At 72.8% G+C, this 16,313-nt stretch carries 15 protein-coding genes; 6 read left to right on the top strand and 9 right to left on the bottom strand.

What is annotated here, in order from left to right; genetic code table 11:
- Positions 1-18: 18 nt before the first annotated feature.
- Entirely contained in the window at positions 19-1,635 is a 1,617-nt protein-coding gene (locus OG510_RS32860) for an amidohydrolase (protein WP_406141588.1), read from the bottom strand.
- Positions 1,636-1,764: 129 nt separating this feature from the next.
- On the bottom strand, positions 1,765-3,276 hold the full coding sequence (locus tag OG510_RS32855; protein WP_406141587.1) for an APC family permease: 1,512 nt from the start codon (positions 3,274-3,276) through the stop codon (positions 1,765-1,767).
- Between the two features lie 236 nt (positions 3,277-3,512).
- Between OG510_RS32855 and OG510_RS32850 the strand changes: the two genes are divergently transcribed.
- Positions 3,513-4,187: a TetR/AcrR family transcriptional regulator gene (locus OG510_RS32850; protein WP_406141585.1), complete on the top strand. Its 675-nt coding sequence runs from the start codon at positions 3,513-3,515 to the stop codon at positions 4,185-4,187.
- Positions 4,188-4,481: 294 nt separating this feature from the next.
- Positions 4,482-6,686, top strand: a complete 2,205-nt coding sequence (locus OG510_RS32845; RefSeq protein ID WP_406141583.1) for a prolyl oligopeptidase family serine peptidase — start codon at positions 4,482-4,484, stop codon at positions 6,684-6,686.
- On the opposite strand, the gene OG510_RS32840 is transcribed toward OG510_RS32845, so the two are convergent.
- Positions 6,687-7,349 carry a cysteine hydrolase gene (locus OG510_RS32840; protein WP_406141582.1) on the bottom strand — a complete coding sequence of 221 codons (663 nt, stop codon included), beginning with the start codon at positions 7,347-7,349 and terminating at the stop codon, positions 6,687-6,689.
- A gap of 138 nt (positions 7,350-7,487) precedes the next feature.
- On the opposite strand from OG510_RS32840, the gene OG510_RS32835 reads away from it, so the two are divergent.
- The gene (locus tag OG510_RS32835) at positions 7,488-7,949 is read left to right on the top strand and encodes a pyridoxamine 5'-phosphate oxidase family protein (RefSeq protein ID WP_406141580.1); all 462 of its coding nucleotides are present in this window, start codon (positions 7,488-7,490) and stop codon (positions 7,947-7,949) included.
- A 36-nt stretch (positions 7,950-7,985) separates the two neighbouring features.
- Here the strand turns inward: OG510_RS32835 and OG510_RS32830 are convergent, their stop codons facing one another.
- On the bottom strand, positions 7,986-9,008 hold the full coding sequence (locus OG510_RS32830) for a LysR substrate-binding domain-containing protein (RefSeq protein ID WP_406141578.1): 1,023 nt from the start codon (positions 9,006-9,008) through the stop codon (positions 7,986-7,988).
- Between the two features lie 75 nt (positions 9,009-9,083).
- Between OG510_RS32830 and OG510_RS32825 the strand changes: the two genes are divergently transcribed.
- Positions 9,084-10,091 carry a DMT family transporter gene (locus OG510_RS32825; protein ID WP_406141576.1) on the top strand — a complete coding sequence of 336 codons (1,008 nt, stop codon included), beginning with the start codon at positions 9,084-9,086 and terminating at the stop codon, positions 10,089-10,091.
- A gap of 56 nt (positions 10,092-10,147) precedes the next feature.
- Here OG510_RS32825 and OG510_RS32820 read toward each other — a convergent pair whose 3' ends face one another.
- On the bottom strand, positions 10,148-11,479 hold the full coding sequence (locus OG510_RS32820; RefSeq protein WP_406141574.1) for an aminotransferase class I/II-fold pyridoxal phosphate-dependent enzyme: 1,332 nt from the start codon (positions 11,477-11,479) through the stop codon (positions 10,148-10,150).
- A 35-nt stretch (positions 11,480-11,514) separates the two neighbouring features.
- On the opposite strand from OG510_RS32820, the gene OG510_RS32815 reads away from it, so the two are divergent.
- Complete coding sequence (locus OG510_RS32815; protein ID WP_406141572.1) at positions 11,515-12,204, top strand: pyridoxamine 5'-phosphate oxidase family protein; 690 nt, start codon at positions 11,515-11,517, stop codon at positions 12,202-12,204.
- Between the two features lie 61 nt (positions 12,205-12,265).
- Here OG510_RS32815 and OG510_RS32810 read toward each other — a convergent pair whose 3' ends face one another.
- The 3 genes from OG510_RS32810 to OG510_RS32800 form a co-directional block, all read right to left on the bottom strand.
- Positions 12,266-13,225: a DMT family transporter gene (locus OG510_RS32810; RefSeq protein ID WP_406142677.1), complete on the bottom strand. Its 960-nt coding sequence runs from the start codon at positions 13,223-13,225 to the stop codon at positions 12,266-12,268.
- A 185-nt stretch (positions 13,226-13,410) separates the two neighbouring features.
- Positions 13,411-14,391, bottom strand: a complete 981-nt coding sequence (locus OG510_RS32805) for an EamA family transporter (RefSeq protein ID WP_406141570.1) — start codon at positions 14,389-14,391, stop codon at positions 13,411-13,413.
- A 31-nt stretch (positions 14,392-14,422) separates the two neighbouring features.
- The gene (locus OG510_RS32800) at positions 14,423-14,980 is read right to left on the bottom strand and encodes a Clp protease N-terminal domain-containing protein (protein WP_406141568.1); all 558 of its coding nucleotides are present in this window, start codon (positions 14,978-14,980) and stop codon (positions 14,423-14,425) included.
- 215 nt (positions 14,981-15,195) lie between these two features.
- Between OG510_RS32800 and OG510_RS32795 the strand changes: the two genes are divergently transcribed.
- The gene (locus OG510_RS32795; RefSeq protein ID WP_164265950.1) at positions 15,196-15,624 is read left to right on the top strand and encodes an SRPBCC family protein; all 429 of its coding nucleotides are present in this window, start codon (positions 15,196-15,198) and stop codon (positions 15,622-15,624) included.
- Positions 15,625-15,706: 82 nt separating this feature from the next.
- Here OG510_RS32795 and OG510_RS32790 read toward each other — a convergent pair whose 3' ends face one another.
- Positions 15,707-16,309 (bottom strand): PadR family transcriptional regulator, encoded by a 603-nt coding sequence (locus tag OG510_RS32790; protein ID WP_406141566.1) that lies wholly within the window; start codon positions 16,307-16,309, stop codon positions 15,707-15,709.
- Positions 16,310-16,313: the final 4 nt, after the last annotated feature.

Here is a 16,313-nt window from a genome sequence, read left to right as displayed (position 1 = left end):
GGACCACGCGGCCGGCGCTCAGGACTCGTGGACGACCCGGCCGTCGACGACGGTGAGCCTGATGGGTACGTCGGGCAGTTCGGCGGCGGGAACCAGCAGCGGGTCGGCCGCGAACCCGGTGAGATCGGCGCGGCAGCCCTCACGGATCCGGCCGGCCCGGTGCTGCTCGCCGGCCACGACGGCAGGCGCACGGGTCATCCCGGTCAGCGCCTCGGCCGCGGTCAGCGCCTGCCGGGGGCCCACGGGCTCCCGGCCGGGGCAGCGCGGCGGCCGCCGCAGCTGGGCGGCGGCCAGCACTTCCCGGGGGTCGAAGTGTGCGATGGGCCAGTCGGACCCGAGCGCGAGGACGGCCCCGGCCCGCAGTACGTCCGCGCAGCGGAACGCCCGGCCGGCGCGGATGGCGCCGAGCCGCGTCGACCAGTTGTCGCTGTGATCGGCCAGCGTGTACTGGACGTGGCTGGGCTGCATCGAAGCGGCGATGCCGTGCCGGGCGAAGCGCGGGACGAGGCTGTCCGGGATGGTCTCGACATGCTCGATCCGGTGCCGGGCCGAGCGCTGATCCGGGCTGCTGTGCGGGGCAAGGCAGTCGAGGGCGTACGCGACGGCGGCGTCGCCGATGGCGTGCGTGGCGGTGGGGACACCGGCGCGGGCGAAGGTGTCCACCGCATCGGCGTACGTCTCCGGCGGCAGCCAGAACGGCCGGGTGGACTCGCCGTGGCAGTCGGGGTGGTGCAGCCAGGCCGTTCCGTTGTCGACCGTCCCGTCCATGAACAGCTTCACTCCTGCGACCTGCCACAGTCGGCCCCCGGTGCCCTGGAGACCGATCAGCTCACGCATCCCCTCTTCTCCGGTGCCGGGCCTGCAGCGGGCCGCCAGCCGAAGGCGCATGGTCACCGCGTCCCGTTCGTCGAGCAGCCGCAGCGCCTCCAGGCTCCCGTCCCTGAGGTCCATGACATGTCCTCCGGTCAGCCCCGACGCGTTCATCCTGGCGAACAACTCACCCAGCCAGTCGGCGAGTTCACCGGCGGTCGGCTCCGGAGCGACCCGCTCGACCAGCTCCTTCGCCGGCTCCTCGAGGAGTTCTCCGGTGGGCGAGCCGTCCGCGTCGCACACGATCCGCGCCGTCCCCGGCAGGGCGAGCGGGCCGCCGATCCCGGCCAGTTCCAGGGCCCGTGTCGAGGCGAGTGCCGCGTGTCCGTCGAAGAGGGTGAGCAGGGCGGGGGCGCCGGCGAGGACGTCGTCGATGAGCCGCCGGTGCGGGCGGTGGCCGTCGAGGGCGTTCGGGTCCAGGCCGAAGCCCCGGATCCAGCGGCCGGGGCCCAGGCGACGGCGCTCCGCTCCGAGAGCGGCGCGGAGCCCGGCCGCGTCACCGCAGCCCGAGAGGTCGAGGCCGCTGGTCATGACGGTGCCGGTGACCGGGTGCAGATGGCTGTCGGTCAGCCCGGGGGTGAGGGTGGCGCCGGCGGCGTCGACGACCCGGGTGCGTGCGCCGCAGACGTCCCGTACATCGGCGTCGGAGCCGACCGCGATGACGACACCTTCCCGTATCGCGACGGCCGACGCGACCGGCCTGTGGGGGTCGAGGGTGTGCACGGTGGCACCGGTCACGGCGAGATCGGCGTGGTTGCGGGACACGGTTCTCCTTGGCTTGCGAGGGCCGGCGTGGGGCTTGCGGGCGGCGACCTACAGGGGACTTGCGGGGTGGGGCTTGCGGGCAGGGGCTTGCCTGCGGGGGGTGAGGGCGGGCGGACGTGGAGCCGGGTCTCATCCGGCGGGCGGTGTCTCCGGCTCGACACCGAGGGCGGAGAGCCCGGGGGCGGGGCTGCGGGCGAAGCGGACGGCCGCGGTGACGGCGAGTACGGCGATCACAGCCGTACAGATCCAGAAGGTGTTGCCGGGTGCGGGCTGGTCGGGCCGCACATTGCCGTACACGCCCCACCCGATGACCGCGAGGCCGGTGAACGGCACGAGGAGATGCCGGACAAGCCGCAGACTGCCGGGCTCCGTACGCCGGATGTACAGCGGGAGCCCGATGAGAACGACCAGCAGGTTCAGCAGCAGTGGGACGGTGCCCATACCGGCTTCCCAGGACGACGCGGTCGTGGGCGCCGCGCCGGTCAGGGCGGGCAGCGCCGTGCACAGAGCGATGAGCGTGAACCACAGCAGCACGGCACCGATGGGCACGCCGTGCCGGGTCGACGCGTACCCGAGGCGGCGCGGCAGCATCCCGGCGCGTGCGGCCGTGAAGGTGATCCGCGACATCGCGGTCATGGCGCCGACCAGACAGGCGACGGAGCTGATGGCGCCGACGGCGGCGAGCACTCCGTGTGCCACCGGCAGGTAGTGCTGGGCGAGTTCGAGGAAGGGAGCACCGTTGGCGGGGGCACCGAACCGGTCGGCGCCCCGGGCGGCGCCCTGCCAGTGGGCGTAGCCCGCGAGCCCGGCCCAGGTGCACAGCGTGTACAGCAGGCCGACCAGCGCCACGGCTGAGATCACGGTCAGCGGCACCACCCGCCGCGGCCGGCGGAGCTCGGCCGCCATACCGGCCGAATTGTCCCAGCCGACCATCCCGGCCACCGCCAGCGGGAAGGTCAGCCCGCTCAGCCCGGCGAGACCGCCCGGCTCGCCACCGTCGGAGTGCAGCGGCACCGTGATGTCACCGCCGGAGCGGACGAGCAGCAGCACCGCGAAGGCGAACAGCACCGCCAGCTGCACGGCGGCCAGCGCCATCGCCAGCCGGCTGGATGCCACGATGCCGCGCAGCACCACGGCCGCCGCGAAGACCAGCGCCGCCAGTGAGAGCACCAGCCACCAGTCCCCCGCCAGGCCGAGGGCCGTGGCGGACCAGTGGCCGGCGAACACGGACACCGCGCCCAGGGTCAGCGGACCCGCGAGCAGCATCGTGTAGAAGAGCGCGGCGGACACCCGGGTGCCCAGGCCCGGCGTCACCGTGCGGTACGCGTAGTACGAGTAGGCCACCAGCGATCCGGGCGAGACGATGCGGCGTGCAAACTCCGCGACCGTCGCGGCCGCCGCCAGCAGTCCGACAGTGACCAGCAGGAACGCCCACGGGGCTCGCGTCCCCATCGCGGCGACGATCGCGGGGGCGGTGAGGAACACCCCGTTGACCGGCGCCATGTTGGCCACGGTGACACCGAGCGCGGCCCGCAGGCCGATCGCACCGCCGCGCAGCTCACCGCCGTGCGGCTCACCTCCTGGGGCGGCGGCGTCAACGGGGCGGGGGTCAGGGGCGAGGTCGGCGGAGTCGGTGTCCACAGTTCCTCCGGGATCGGGGCGGGGACCGGCACGCGGCAGGATTTGCGCGCGCCGGAGTGTCGGGACCTGCGATGAAGACGATTAACTAATGCCATTAACTTTCGCGTAAGCTACCCGACGCCGAGCCCCGAAGGGAAGGGCTCCCCGCCCGCCAACCCCGAGCCCACGACGAGCGAGCCGTAGAATCCGGTGGGCCCGCCCGGCCACGCACCACCGAGTGAGGAGTTGTCCCGCCGATGCCCCGTCCGCCCCAGATCTCCCGCGAAGCGGCCCTGGCCGAAGCTGTGCGGATCCTGGACGAAGAAGGCGTCGGCGCCCTGTCGATGCGCCGCATCGCCCAGCGGCTGGATGTGTCGAGCCCGTCGCTGTACAAGTACTTCCGCAACCTCGAGGACGTACTGGACGCGGTGACGGACGAGGTGGTCCGCGAGATCGGCTCGGGCGCCACCTACGGCGCCGACTGGCGTGCGGAGTTGGCGGAGCTGGCCCGCCGGTACTTCCGCACGTTCCAGCGGCACCCCAACGCCATCCTGCTGGTCATGCGCAGGCCCGTGCGCAGCGAGGCGTCACTGACCGGACTCGACGCGGTGCTGCGCGGGCTCACCGATTCGGGCTGGGAGACGGAGCGCGCCATCCGCGCGGTGCTGCTCGTGGAGTCCTACTCGCTCGGCGCGGCCATGACGGCCGTCAGCAGCGGCGTCACGGACGATCCCGCGCTCCTGGCGGGCCGTCCCGCGCTCGCCGCCGCCCTCACCGGAGGGCATCCCGCCTTCCGGCTCGACGCACCGGACTTCGAGCACGGCCTGACGTTCATGCTGGACGGTCTGGACCGGGAGATCGCACCGCCGGACGGGATGCCCGGCGCCGGAGCCGCCCGCGGACCCGGCCACACCGCGGGGCAGCCCGGCTGATAGGTTCTCCAGCACACCAGGGACAGACACGCGGCCCGCAGCAGCGACAGCCCGCCGGTCCGGCGCATCGCGGCAGCAGCCCGTCCCGTATGACGTACACACCGAGATCGTCGGCCTCGACGGTCCCCGGAAGCGCCCCTCCCACGCACCGTCGTGAGAGGGGCTGCTGTGATTTCGGCGCCTACCCGCCGGGTCGCACCCGGGGAGGGAGGGCGACGATCTCTTCCTGTTTCCCGACCGGTCGCGCCCCCGTCGCCCCGCCCGGTCACACCCACGGAAGGCAAGGCCGAAGCAGTGGACATCAACGGATTTCCCCGCCAGTTCGCCAGGACCCGCCGTTTCACCCTCGGCACTCCTAGGCAGTTCACCGTCTCCGCGGACGGCGAACGGGTGCTGTTCCTCAGGTCCGCCACCGGCACCGACGCACGCGGTCTGCTCTGGATGTACGAGCACGGGCAGGAGCGCCTCCTCGCCGGCCACCCGTCGCCTTCTGCGGGGGTGACCACGTACGCCACCGACCGCGCCGCACGGGTCGTCGCCTACGCCGCGGACGGTGAACTCTGGACCGTACGCACGGAATCCGTCCCGGCCGGCGGCCCTGACCACAACCAGGACCACGACCGGAACCCGGGCCGGAGCCGGAGCCGGAGCCAGGACCAGTCACCCCGCCGCGACCAGGAATCCGCAGAGCACCGGGCCGCCCCCGAACACAGCCCAACCACCGGCGCCCCGCGCCGCATCCCCACCGCGGGCCCCGTGACCGATCCCCGGCCGTCGCCCGACGGCACCCTGATCGCCTATGTCACCGGCGGCGCCCTGCATGTCGTACGGGCCGACGGCACCGGTGACAGGCTGCTCGCCGCACCCGAGGAACCCGATGTCACCTACGGCCTCGCCGACTACTGCGCGAGGGCCTCCATCGGCAGGTCGCGCGGGTACTGGTGGTCCCCGGACAGTGACGCCCTGCTCGTCGCCCGGGTCGACACCTCGATGGTCCACCGCCGCTACATCGCCGACGCCTCCGACCCGGAGAAGCCGCCCGTCGTCATCCGCTACCCGGCGGCCGGCACCCCCAACGCCGAGACCTCACTGCTCGTCCTCACGACCGGCGGCGGCCGCACCCCCGTCCCGCTCCCCCGGACGGTACCCGCGCGGCCGACACCGCCCGGCGGGTGGGACGCGCCCGCCTTCGAGTACCTGATCTCCGCCTCCTGGGACGGCGCGGGACCCGTCGCCGTCCTCCAGACCAGGGACCAGCGCACCGTATGGGTGGTCGCCGCCGACCCGGCGGGCGGCGCGTACGAGGTGGTGTCGCGGACGTCCGACGAGAGCTGGGTGGCGAGCCTGACCGGCACACCCCTGCACACCCCGGCGGGTGTTCGGGTCCTGCCTTCGGTACGGGGCGATGTGCGCGGGATCCGGATCGGGGACACCCTCAGCCCCGACGGCCTGTATGTGCGCGAAATGCTGGGCGCGGTGGGCGAACGGGTCTTCTTCACCGCGAGCGATGAGCCGACGGAGGTCCATGTCTGGTCGTACGAGGAGGGGGCCGGTTTCGTCAGGCTGACGGAGCACGCGGGGGTGCATACGGCCGCGGTCGGCGGCGGCACCCTGGTCGTCGACAGCAGGACGGACGACGGCCAGTCGGTGACCGTGCGCCGGGACGGCCGGCCGGACGGGCGGATCCAGGTGCTCACCGAGAAGCCCCTGGTCACCCCGGCCCCGGTCCATCTCACGCTCGGCGCACGCGAGTTGCGCAGCCGTCTGCATCTGCCCTCCTGGTACCGACCCGGGCGGCAGGAGCGGCTGCCGGTGCTGCTCAGCCCGTACTCGGGGCCCGGGATGCAGGTGGTGACCAGGGGGCGGGGCTGGTACACGGCCGTCTGCCAGTGGTACGCCGAGCACGGCTTCGCCGTACTGGCCACGGACGGCCGCGGCACCCCTGGCCGCGGCATCGCGTGGGAGCACGCCATCGACGGCGACCGGCTCGGTCCCGTACTCGACGACCAGGTCGACGCCCTGCACGCGGCCGCGGAGCGGTACGAGGCCCTGGACCTGGGGCGGGTGGCGATCCGCGGCTGGTCGTACAGCGGCTATCTCGCCGCCGGGGCCGTGCTGCACCGCCCCGATGTGTTCCACGCGGCGTTCGCGGGCGCCACCCCCGCCGACCGCCGGCTGTACGACAGCTACTGGGAGGAGCGCTTCCTCGGCCACCCGGACATCCAGCCCAAGGGGTACGAACGCTCCTCGCTGCTCCCCCACGCACACCGGCTGACCCGGCCGCTGATGCTGGTGCACGGACTCGCCGACGACAATGTGGCCCCCGCCCACACGCTGCGGCTGTCGGCCGCGCTGCTGGCCGCGGGCCGTCCGCACACCGTGCTGCCGCTGTCCGGTACGGGCCACCTGGTGCACCGCGAGAACGTGGCGGACCGGCTGCTGATGCTGGAACTCGACTTCCTCAAACGGGCGTTGGCGCTCCCGTCCGACGAGAGCTGATCAGCCGCCCACCGGATTCCCGGGCCGCTTCCCCGACTGCGGCCAGCTCGCCAGTACGTCGTCGGTCGTGGTGACCGTCGCGACGAGGGCGAGGGTGTTGCGGATCATCGCGGGGGTGTAGTCGGCCGGCACCCCCGCGATGGCGTCCGCCGGAACCACCACCGTGTAACCGAGGTTGACCGCGTCGAAGACGGCGTTGGGGATCGCCACATTGGCCGAAACACCGGTGACGACCAGTGTCCGGCAGCCCAGGTTCCGCAGCAGCGCGTCGACGTCCGTGCCCGCGATGGGTGACAGGCCGTGCAGCCTCCGTACGACGAGATCCTGGTCGGCCACCTGAATGGGCTCGGCCACCCTGACCGCCTTCGAGCCGGTGTGCTGCTGGACGGGTAGGCGGCCGGCCGCCCGGAAGAGCCGGGCGTTGTGGTTGGCGCCCCGTCCGTCGGGCCGCCGTTCCGCCACCGCGTGCACCACCTGCACCCCTGTCTCGTGCGCGCGTGCGACCAGTCGGGCGACACGCCCCAGCGCCCCCGACGACTGTGCCTCGGCGGCCAGTTCGGGCAGAGCGCCGTCCTGGCCGACCACACCCTCCTGGCACTCGACGGTGAGCAGGACCGCCGTGGCGGGGTCGAGCTGCTGCGCGAGCTGTTCGGACGACGGCATGGGCCCTCACCTCTCCTCGAACCCGGCCCGACGGGCCGGGCCGGCGCGCGAGGCTAACGCCCATTGCGTCATGAAGGAAGAGAGCCCATGATTTCTGACACCTAGTCAGAAACAGCTGCGACGGCGGGAGAAGCCCCCATGACCGACACCCAGCGCCGAGGCCGCAGGATCATGATGACGGCCGCGGAGCGCGACACCTTCCTCGGCGAGCAGCGCACCTGCCGGGTCGCCACCGTGTCGCCGGACGGCCGTCCGCACGTCGGCGCCCTCTGGTTCCTCTGGGACGGCACCTCGCTCTGGCTCTACTCGCTGACCAGGAGCCGCCGCTGGTCCCAGCTGTCCGGGGACCCCCGCCTGGCCGTGGTGGTCGACGACGGCGAGGAGTACGGCGAGCTGCGCGGGGTGGAGCTTTCGGGCAGCGCGGTCATGGTCGGCGAGGCACCCCGTACGGGCGAGCCCTGCCCGGAACTCGACGCGCCGGAGAAACTGTTCGCCCGCAAGAACTTCGGGATGGACCTCATGCCGTACGACGGACGCCACGCCTGGCTGCGGCTGACCCCGGACGCCATCGTGTCCTGGGACTTCCGCAAACTCGGCTGACCACGGGGCGTCCAGGCGCGCGGAGACCCGGTCCGCTCAGCCCTTCGCCCCGCCGCGGCCCGCGCTCCCTGGTGCACCTTCGGGACCCGCGCTCCTCGGCGCACCTTCGAGACCCGATCCCTCGGCCGCACCTTCGCGCCCCGCACCCTCGGGCGCACCTTCGAGACCCGCTCCCGCCGCGTACAGCGCGTCGACCGCCGCCCTGATGGAGGGCCGGCGGTCGGCGTCGGCGCGCCAGATCGCGTACACATGGCGCCGCAGCGCGTCCCGTACGGTCACGACCCGGACGCCGTCGGGAATCGGCCCCCGCCCGAGCCGCGGCGCGACACCGACTCCGAGCCCGGCGGCGATCAGCGCCATCTGGGTCGGGTGCTCACCCGCGACATGGGCGATCCGCGGCTCGAACCCCTTGCCCCCGAGGGTGAACATCAGCCACTCACGGCAGAACTCGCCCTCCGGCCAGGTGATCCACTCGTCCTGCGCGAACGCCTCCAGCTCCACGTCCGATGCGCCGGCCAGCGGGTGCCCGGCCGGCACCGCGATATCGGCGATGTCGTCGAAGAGGGCGCGCTTGGCCATCCCCTCCGGCATCGCCGTGGGCTTGTTGTACCAGTCGAGCACCACGGCCACATCGAGATCACCGCGCACCACACCCCTGACCCCGTCCTCGCCCTCCAACTCCTGCGAGCAGACCGCCAGTTGGGGGTGGCCCGACCGCAACGCGGCGAGCACTCCCGGGAGCAGCCCGCGGGCAGCGGTGGGGAAGGCGGAGATCCGCAGCTCACCGACGACCCGGCCGCGCTGGGCCTCCAGATCGGACTGTGCGATCTCCACCTGGGAGAGAATGCGGGCGGCGTGGTCGGCGAGGAGCCGGCCCGCGTCCGTGAGCCGTACCCCACGGCCGTTCTTGGCGAGCAGCGGCTGACCGGCCTCCCGCTCCAGCTTGGCCAGTTGCTGGGAGACGGCGGAGGTGGTCACATGCAGCCCGTCGGCCGCTCCGCTCACCGAGCCGTGCCGGGCCACGGCGTCGAGGATACGCAGACGCTCCAGATTCAACATGTAAGCAATGCTACGGCAACCACTCCACATAATCTCGCTTGTGCTACGATATAGCGTGGGGCCACAGTGGCCCGTATGAGCACCGCGACTCCTGCCGGGACCGTGTCAGCACCGGTCATCGCACCGCCATCCACCACCCGCCGCCCCGCCGTCGACTGGCGCGTCCGCTTCATCCTGCTCTCGCTCATCTGGGGTTTCAGCTTTCTGCTGATCAAGGTGGGCACCGAGGGCTACGCCCCGTTCCAGGTGACCTTCGGCCGCCTCTTCTTCGGCACCGCCGTGCTGGCCGCGGCCATCGCCTTCCGGCGCGAGCGGCTGCCGCGCGGGGTGCGGACCTGGGGCCGGCTCTCGCTGGCCGCCCTCCTGCTGAACGCCGCGCCGTTCTCCCTCTTCGCCTACGCCGAGCAGACCATCCCCTCGACACTCGCCGGGATCTGCAACGCCACCTCCCCGCTGTGGGGCATGGCGCTCTCCCTGGTCGCACTCTCCGAGGACCGTCCGACCCGCCGCAGGGTCGCCGGACTCGGACTCGGGTTCCTCGGCGTCCTGACGGTGCTGGGCGTCTGGCAGGGCTTCTCGGGACTGGACTTCAAGGGCACCGCGATGGCCCTGCTGGCGTCCCTGTGCTATCCGGTCGGCTGGATCTACGTACGGCGCACCCTGGCGGGGACGGGCAACTCCCATCTGGCGATGACCGGTTCACAGCTGCTGGTCGCGACCGTCGAACTGGCCCTGGTCACCCCGCTGTTCACCGCACTGCCCAGCTCGTTCCCGGTGGTTCCGCTGCTCGCCGTCGCGGCCCTCGGCGCACTGGGCACGGGGGTGGCCCTGCTGCTCCAGTACGGTCTGGTGGCCGAAGTCGGCCCGACCACCGGGCAGATGGTCACGTACTTCATCCCGGTGATCGCCACTGCGGCAGGGGTGGCGCTGCTGGGTGAGACCATCGGCTGGAACACCCCGGTGGGCGCGGTGATCGTACTGGCCGGCGCCGCGCTGACCCAGAGCCGACCGAGGAAGCGCGGACCGAGCGGCGGGGGCGAGCGGCCCTCACGCCTTGCGCGCACGAGCCCTGGCCGGCGGTAGCGGCCGCCGGACACGCCGGACCGGTCAGCCCTGACGCCCGCCAGCCCCCGCCCCGGTCAGTCGTAACGCCTGCCGGGCGCGGGGCCTGCCGCCGACGCGACCGCGTCGGCGACCGGGCCGATGTCGTCCGGGCCCAGCGTGGAGACCGTGAGGCGCACACCCGGCGGTGCGGCCATCCGGAAACGGGCGCCCGGGGCGACGGCCCAGCCCGCGTGCAGCAGGCGCGCCACCACCCCGGTCTCGTCCGGCACCGGCACCCACACGTTCATCCCACTGCGGCCCCAGGCGTCGACACCCCGCTCCGCCAGCGCCCCGATCAGCGCATCCCGGCGCCGCCCGTACGAGAGCGAGACCGCGGAGACATCGACGGCCTCCGAAGTCCACAGCTGGACCACCGCGCTCTGCAGCAGATGGCTGACCCAGCCGGGGCCAAGCCGCTGACGGCCCAGCACCCGGTCCACGGTGACCGCGTCACCGGTCAGCACGGCGAGCCGCAGATCGGGTCCGTACGCCTTGGAGACCGACCGTACGAAAGCCCAGCTGTCCACGGCCCCGGCCAGCGGACTCAACGGCAGATCGACGATGCCGTGGCCGTGGTCGTCCTCGATGAGCAGGACACCGGGATGGTCCCGCAGCACCGCTCGCAGCGCATCGGCGCGCGCTGGACTCACCGCGGCGCCCGTGGGGTTCTGCGCGCGGGCCGTGACCACCAGCGCGCGTGCCCCGTCACGCAGCACCCGCGCCACCTCACCCGGCAGCGGCCCCTCACCGTCGAGCCCCATCGGCACCGCCCGCAGCCCGAGCGCCGGTACGAGATCGAGCAGGGCGCCCCAGCCCGGATCCTCGATGGCGACCGCGTCACCCGGCCTGAGGTGTGCAGCCAGCACGCGCTCGATCCCGTCGAGCGAACCCGACAGCACGGCGACCGGCCCGTCCGGCACCCCGTCGGCGCGGAGGGCGGCGCGCGCCGCCCGTTCGAGCCCCGGGTCGACGCCGGACTCCCCGTACAGCACCGCCCGCTCGTCACTGCGCGCACCGGCGGCCGCCAGCGCACCGGCGAGCGGGGGCAGCAGGGCGCGGTCGGGATTGCCCGACGCGAGGTCCCGCACGCCGGCCGGGATGTCGGCCCTGATCGATTCACGTGCCGTACTGGCCGGCCGGGGCCGCACCCGGCTCCCCCTGCGCCCCGCCGTCGCGATCACCCCGCGGTCGCGCAGCGTCCGGTACGCGGCGCCGACGGTGTTCGGATTGACACCCAGCTGTGCCGCCAACTCCCTCAGCGGCGGCAGCAGTTGACCCGGCGCGAGCACACCGGAGCTGATCGCGCGCTCCACACTCGCCGCGATGTCCGTTGCACGGCCGCCTTCGATCCCATACTCTCCTAGCACAAAGAAGATTATGCACTAATGCAATGGAGGACGCAATGTCCGAGACCTCTCCGGCCGCGCGCCCGCAGCAGGACACGCCGTACGTGCCGACCGCGCGGACCGTGCCCACCCGCTCCCGGGAGCGCGCCTCGTACGACCGTGAACTGGTGCACTCGATCCTGGACGAGGGCTACCTCTGCCATCTCGGATTCCTCCGCGACGGTGCCCCCGTGGTGCTGCCGACGCTGTACACACGGGTGGGCGAGCGCCTCTACATCCACGGCTCGACGGGCTCCCGTCCGCTGCGGGCGGCGGGCGAGGCGGACCCGGGGATCGCGGTCTGTCTGACGGTCACCCATGTCGACGGTCTGGTCCTCGCGCGGTCCGCCTTCCACCACTCGATCAACTACCGCTCGGTGGTCGTCCACGGCACGGCCCGCCAGGTCACCGACACCGAGGAGCGGCGCACCGCTCTCGACGCGATCGTCGAGCAGGCCGTGCCCGGCCGGTCGCACGACTCACGCCGGGCCAACGCCAAGGAGCTGGCGGCGACCGCCGTCGTACGCCTCGACCTGGACGAGGTCTCCGCCAAGGTCCGCGCCGGCGGCCCGAACGACGAGCCGGAGGACCTCGCCCTGCCGTACTGGTCGGGTGTCGTACCGGTGAGCAAGGGATACGGCACGCCGATCGCGTCGGACGACCTGGACCCGGCGATCACGCTGCCGGACTACCTCGACCGCCACTGAGCGACGCGGGCGAAGTGCACGGGCGGGACTGCCGCCTGAGATCGGACCGGCTCGGGCCGGCTCAGACCGGCAGCGGCCGCCGCCGCGCGGCCGCCGCCCGCATCTCCCCGTACGCGAGACCCGTGACGGCCGCGAGCAGCAGCAGTGTGCCGATGACGGTGCCCGTGGTGAGCCGCTCCCCGAGCAGGGCCACGGCGATGACCGCGGCGCTCACCGGTTCCAGCAGCATGATCACGGAGACCGTCGCGGAGCGGACCACCGCGGCCCCGGCGAAGTACAGGGCGTAGGCGAGTGCCGTGGGCACCGCCGCCACATAGGCCAGCAGGCCCAGCACCCTGCCCAGTTCGACGGTGTGCGGAAGAATTCCCTCCGCCAGGGCGAGCGGCAGCAGGACGGCGGTGCCGACGGCGAGGGACCAGGCGGTCGTCGACAGCGGGTCACTGCCGCCGCTCCGGCCGAGCCACCGGGTCAGCAGGGTCATCGCCGCATACCCGGCGGCGGAGAGCAACGCCCAGCCGACCCCCGCGGGGTGCACGGCTCCGCCGCCGCTGCCCAGGACCAGCACCACGAGCCCGCCGAGCGCACCCGCGACGGCGGTGGTCCCGCCGGCGCCAAGCCGCTCGCCCATGGTCAGCCGGGCACCGACGGCGATGAGCACGGGACCGGCGCCCAGGGTGACGACGGTGCCCACGGCGAGCCCGGTGGCCTGGACCGCGGCGAAGTAGGCGACCTGGAAGAGCGTGAACGCCAGGCCGGTCGCGACGGTGCGCAGAACCAGCCGGGCACGGGGTTCGGCGGGGCGGGCCCCACGGCGCGGCCGGCGCACGGCCCGTACGGCGAGCAGCAGCACAAGCCCCCCGGCGCACCGCCAGAAGGTGAGGGAGACGGGCCCGAGGTCACTGGTCAGATAGAGCAGCGAGGCCGCGGCCCCGGCGGTGCCCCACGCGGCTCCGGCCACGGACAGATAGAGGAGACTGCGGCGGACGGACAGCCCGGCGGCAGGGTTCGGCGCATGCGTCACGTGCTTCACGTACTGCTCCATGAGGAAGACGGGGGAAGGCGGTCGCTGAGCTCCGTGCGCGGGCAGCGACAGGCCGCTCGGGGACACCCCGAGCCCGGTCTCCGTCAGAAAGTGCGGCCGCCCGCGCTATGCGGCGGGAGGCGGCAGTACGGTGAGATGCATGGCCGAACCCTAACGGACCCGCGCTATGTCACGCTGCGCGGGGCGGGCAACTCGGCCTCCACGGTGGGGGATACGCCCGCCACCGGCCCTGACGGAGGCTTCGGGGCCGATGACTGGGCGACGAACGCGCCGAGCAGCACCACCACCCCGCCCACGATCTGCGGTGCGGAGAGATGCTCCCCCAACAGCACCCAGGCGAGTACCGTCGCGATCACCGCTTCCAGACAGGCGACCACCCCCGCCACCTGCGGGGAGAGCCTGCGGACCGAGACCACTCCGAAGACGTAGGCGACGACGGTGGCGATCAGCACGATCCAGCCGAGCAGCAGCCAGGCGGGTACCGATGTCCCGTTCATGTCCGCACGGCCCGCGAGGAGCGACCAGTCCATCCGCCACGGACGGGCGATCACGGTCAGCAGGGCGGTGCCGACGAGGAGTCCGTACGCGATGACCCCCAGCGGGTCGGCCCGGTCGGCCCCGTCGCCGCCGTGGTCGGACAGGACGAAGTAGCCGACCTGGCAGCAGGCGGCGCCCAGCGCGAGCAGCAGCCCGATGGCGTCGAAGCTCAGTCCGGACCAGACCTCGACCACACAGGCGAGCCCGCCGGCCGCGAGGACCACCCCGAAGGCCGCGGCGCGCGTCACCGGCCTGCGCTGGACGAAGCGGACCCAGCCCAGGACGAGCGCGGGTGCGAGGTACTCGACCAGCAGCGCGACACCGACGGGGATCCGGGAGAGGGCGGCGAAGTAACACGCCTGGACGCCCGCGACGGCGAGCAGTCCGAAGCCGATGAGCAGCGCGGGCCTGCGCCGTACGAGAGCACGGTGGCGCCAGGCGACGGGCAGCATCACCAGGGCGGCTCCGGCCACCCGCAGCCAGACCACCGCCAGCGGGTCGAGCCCCGCCTCGATCAGCGGCTTGGCCGCGACACCCGAACCGCCGAACGCGAAGGCCGACACCAGGGCGAGTCCCAGGCCGACGCTCTTTCCCCGAGACGCACGCATCGGCACATCATGGCAGGTGCGGTCAGGAGCGTCACCACCGACGGGCCTGGCGGTTGCCGTCCTCCAGACGCTCCGCCAGGCGTTCCGCGTCCACCCCGGCGCGGCCCAGTACCTCCACGGCCCGGCACTCGCGGTCGCGGGCGAGCGCGGCCAGCAGATCAAGGCCGCTCGCGCGCCGGTTCCCGCGCTCCCCCGCTCGCTCCAGGGCCCCCTCCATCGCCGCCACGGCTGCGGGCGACCAGCCGGTCACTCCCGGCTCGGCCACCACGGGAACCGCCCCTGAGTCCTCCACCGACCCCTGCCAGCGCAGCCCGTAGCCGATGCTGCGCTGCACGAGATAACCCAGCACCTTGGCCACCTGGGGGCCGCTGTCGAAGGCGGCCCGCACCTCGGGGTCGGTCTCGATCACCGAGTGCAGCAGATGGGCCGTGTCGATCTGGCGGTCGCCATCACGCAGCGCGCGCCGGCGTGCGCCCGCCACGACCGTCGCCAGCTCCACGGTGAGCCTGGCTTCGATGTCGGTTCGGGACGGCGCGGGCTGGTCGTCCGGGTGGGTAGGGCTATGCACATCTCCCAGCTCATCAGGCATCCACGTCCGGAACATCCCCGCCGGGGAGCATTTGGCCGTCCGACAGAAGTTGGGCACGCGCGGCCGGACCCTCCTCCTTACGGATGAGACGGTGATTGCACCCGAAACGGGCGCGCGCCCCCATACAGCAGACCTGACGGTTCATCAGTATTGAATGTTCGGGGCCCAGGAGCTACGTTCCGCGACATCGCAACCCGACGAGAAGGGGTGGTCGCATGGCCGAAGTCAGCGCCGAGGCCCGTATCGAAGCACCGGCCGAGAAGGTCTGGTCCCAGCTGACCGACTTCAGCGCTTACGGCGAGTGGAACGCGACACACACCAGCTTCCCGAAGGGCGGTCCCGACCCGCTCGCCGTGGGGTCCACCTTCGAGGAGAACATGAAGCTCATGGGCTTCCCCGCCGAGGTGAACTGGACGGTGGACGAGCTGACACCGGCGGCTTTGTTGGTCACGCGTGGCAAGGGCCCGATGGGCGTCAACCTCGCGATGCGCTATTCACTCACTCCTGACGGCGGCGCCACGGTGGTCCGTATCGACGGCGAGTTCACGGGAGCGGCCGTGTCCCTGATGGCCGGCAAGCTCAAGGACTCGGCAACCGCCGCGCTCCAGGAGTCGCTGCGCAAACTGGCCGGCCTCGTGACCTGAGGCCTGCAGACACCCCGTACGACAGCGGCGCCCCCACCGACTGATCGGTGGGGGCGCCGCCCGGGGGTACGACGGGACACACTCAGTCCTCGTCGGCCAGAATCAGATAGAGCTTCTTACGGGACTCGCCGATCACAGCCATCGCCTTCTTGCGCTGCTCCGGCGTACCGGTCCGCCACACCTGACCGAACGCCTCCATCAGACCGAAACCGGCCTGCCGGATCTCGTTCATGGTCTCCCAGTCACCGCCGCGCCCCGCCGCCTCCTCCCAAGGAGCGTCCGGCCCCTCGTCGGCGGCCGTACGTCCGGGCTCGGTGAGCGTGAACAGCTTCTTGCCGCCCTCACTCTGGCTGGCGATCAGGCCCTCGTCCTCCAGCAGCTGGAGCGTCGGGTAGACGGAGCCGGGGCTGGGCCGCCAGGCCCCGCCGCTGCGCTCGCCGATCTCCTGGATCATCTCGTACCCGTGCATCGGGCGGTCCTTGAGCAGCGCCAGGATCGAGGCGCGCACATCACCGCGCCGCGCCCTCCCCCGGGGCCCACCCCTGCCGCCACCGCGCCCGCCGAACGGGCCTCCGAAGGGCGGACCGAAGGGCCCGAAGGCACCGCGGCGCCCCTCGAAGTCACCCCCACCGCGCCCGCCGGGGCCGCCGTGTCCATGTCCGTGCGTGTGTCCATGGGAACGCATCGCA

It is taken from the genome of Streptomyces sp. NBC_01089, from assembly GCF_045162975.1.
In the GTDB taxonomy this organism is placed as follows: domain Bacteria; phylum Actinomycetota; class Actinomycetes; order Streptomycetales; family Streptomycetaceae; genus Streptomyces.
This window is presented reverse-complemented; position numbering and strand designations above follow the sequence as displayed.

What these genes read in the sequence shown, in the direction of transcription:
- OG510_RS32850 (WP_406141585.1), top strand. Translation starts at nt 3,513, where the DNA reads ATGCCCCGTCCGCCCCAGATCTCCCGCGAAGCGGCCCTGGCCGAAGCT.
- OG510_RS32840 (WP_406141582.1), bottom strand. Translation starts at nt 7,349, where the DNA reads ATGCCGTCGTCCGAACAGCTCGCGCAGCAGCTCGACCCCGCCACGGCG.
- OG510_RS32835 (WP_406141580.1), top strand. Translation starts at nt 7,488, where the DNA reads ATGACCGACACCCAGCGCCGAGGCCGCAGGATCATGATGACGGCCGCG.
- OG510_RS32830 (WP_406141578.1), bottom strand. Translation starts at nt 9,008, where the DNA reads ATGTTGAATCTGGAGCGTCTGCGTATCCTCGACGCCGTGGCCCGGCAC.
- OG510_RS32825 (WP_406141576.1), top strand. Translation starts at nt 9,084, where the DNA reads ATGAGCACCGCGACTCCTGCCGGGACCGTGTCAGCACCGGTCATCGCA.
- OG510_RS32815 (WP_406141572.1), top strand. Translation starts at nt 11,515, where the DNA reads ATGTCCGAGACCTCTCCGGCCGCGCGCCCGCAGCAGGACACGCCGTAC.
- OG510_RS32805 (WP_406141570.1), bottom strand. Translation starts at nt 14,391, where the DNA reads ATGCGTGCGTCTCGGGGAAAGAGCGTCGGCCTGGGACTCGCCCTGGTG.
- OG510_RS32800 (WP_406141568.1), bottom strand. Translation starts at nt 14,980, where the DNA reads ATGCCTGATGAGCTGGGAGATGTGCATAGCCCTACCCACCCGGACGAC.
- OG510_RS32795 (WP_164265950.1), top strand. Translation starts at nt 15,196, where the DNA reads ATGGCCGAAGTCAGCGCCGAGGCCCGTATCGAAGCACCGGCCGAGAAG.
- OG510_RS32790 (WP_406141566.1), bottom strand. Translation starts at nt 16,309, where the DNA reads ATGCGTTCCCATGGACACACGCACGGACATGGACACGGCGGCCCCGGC.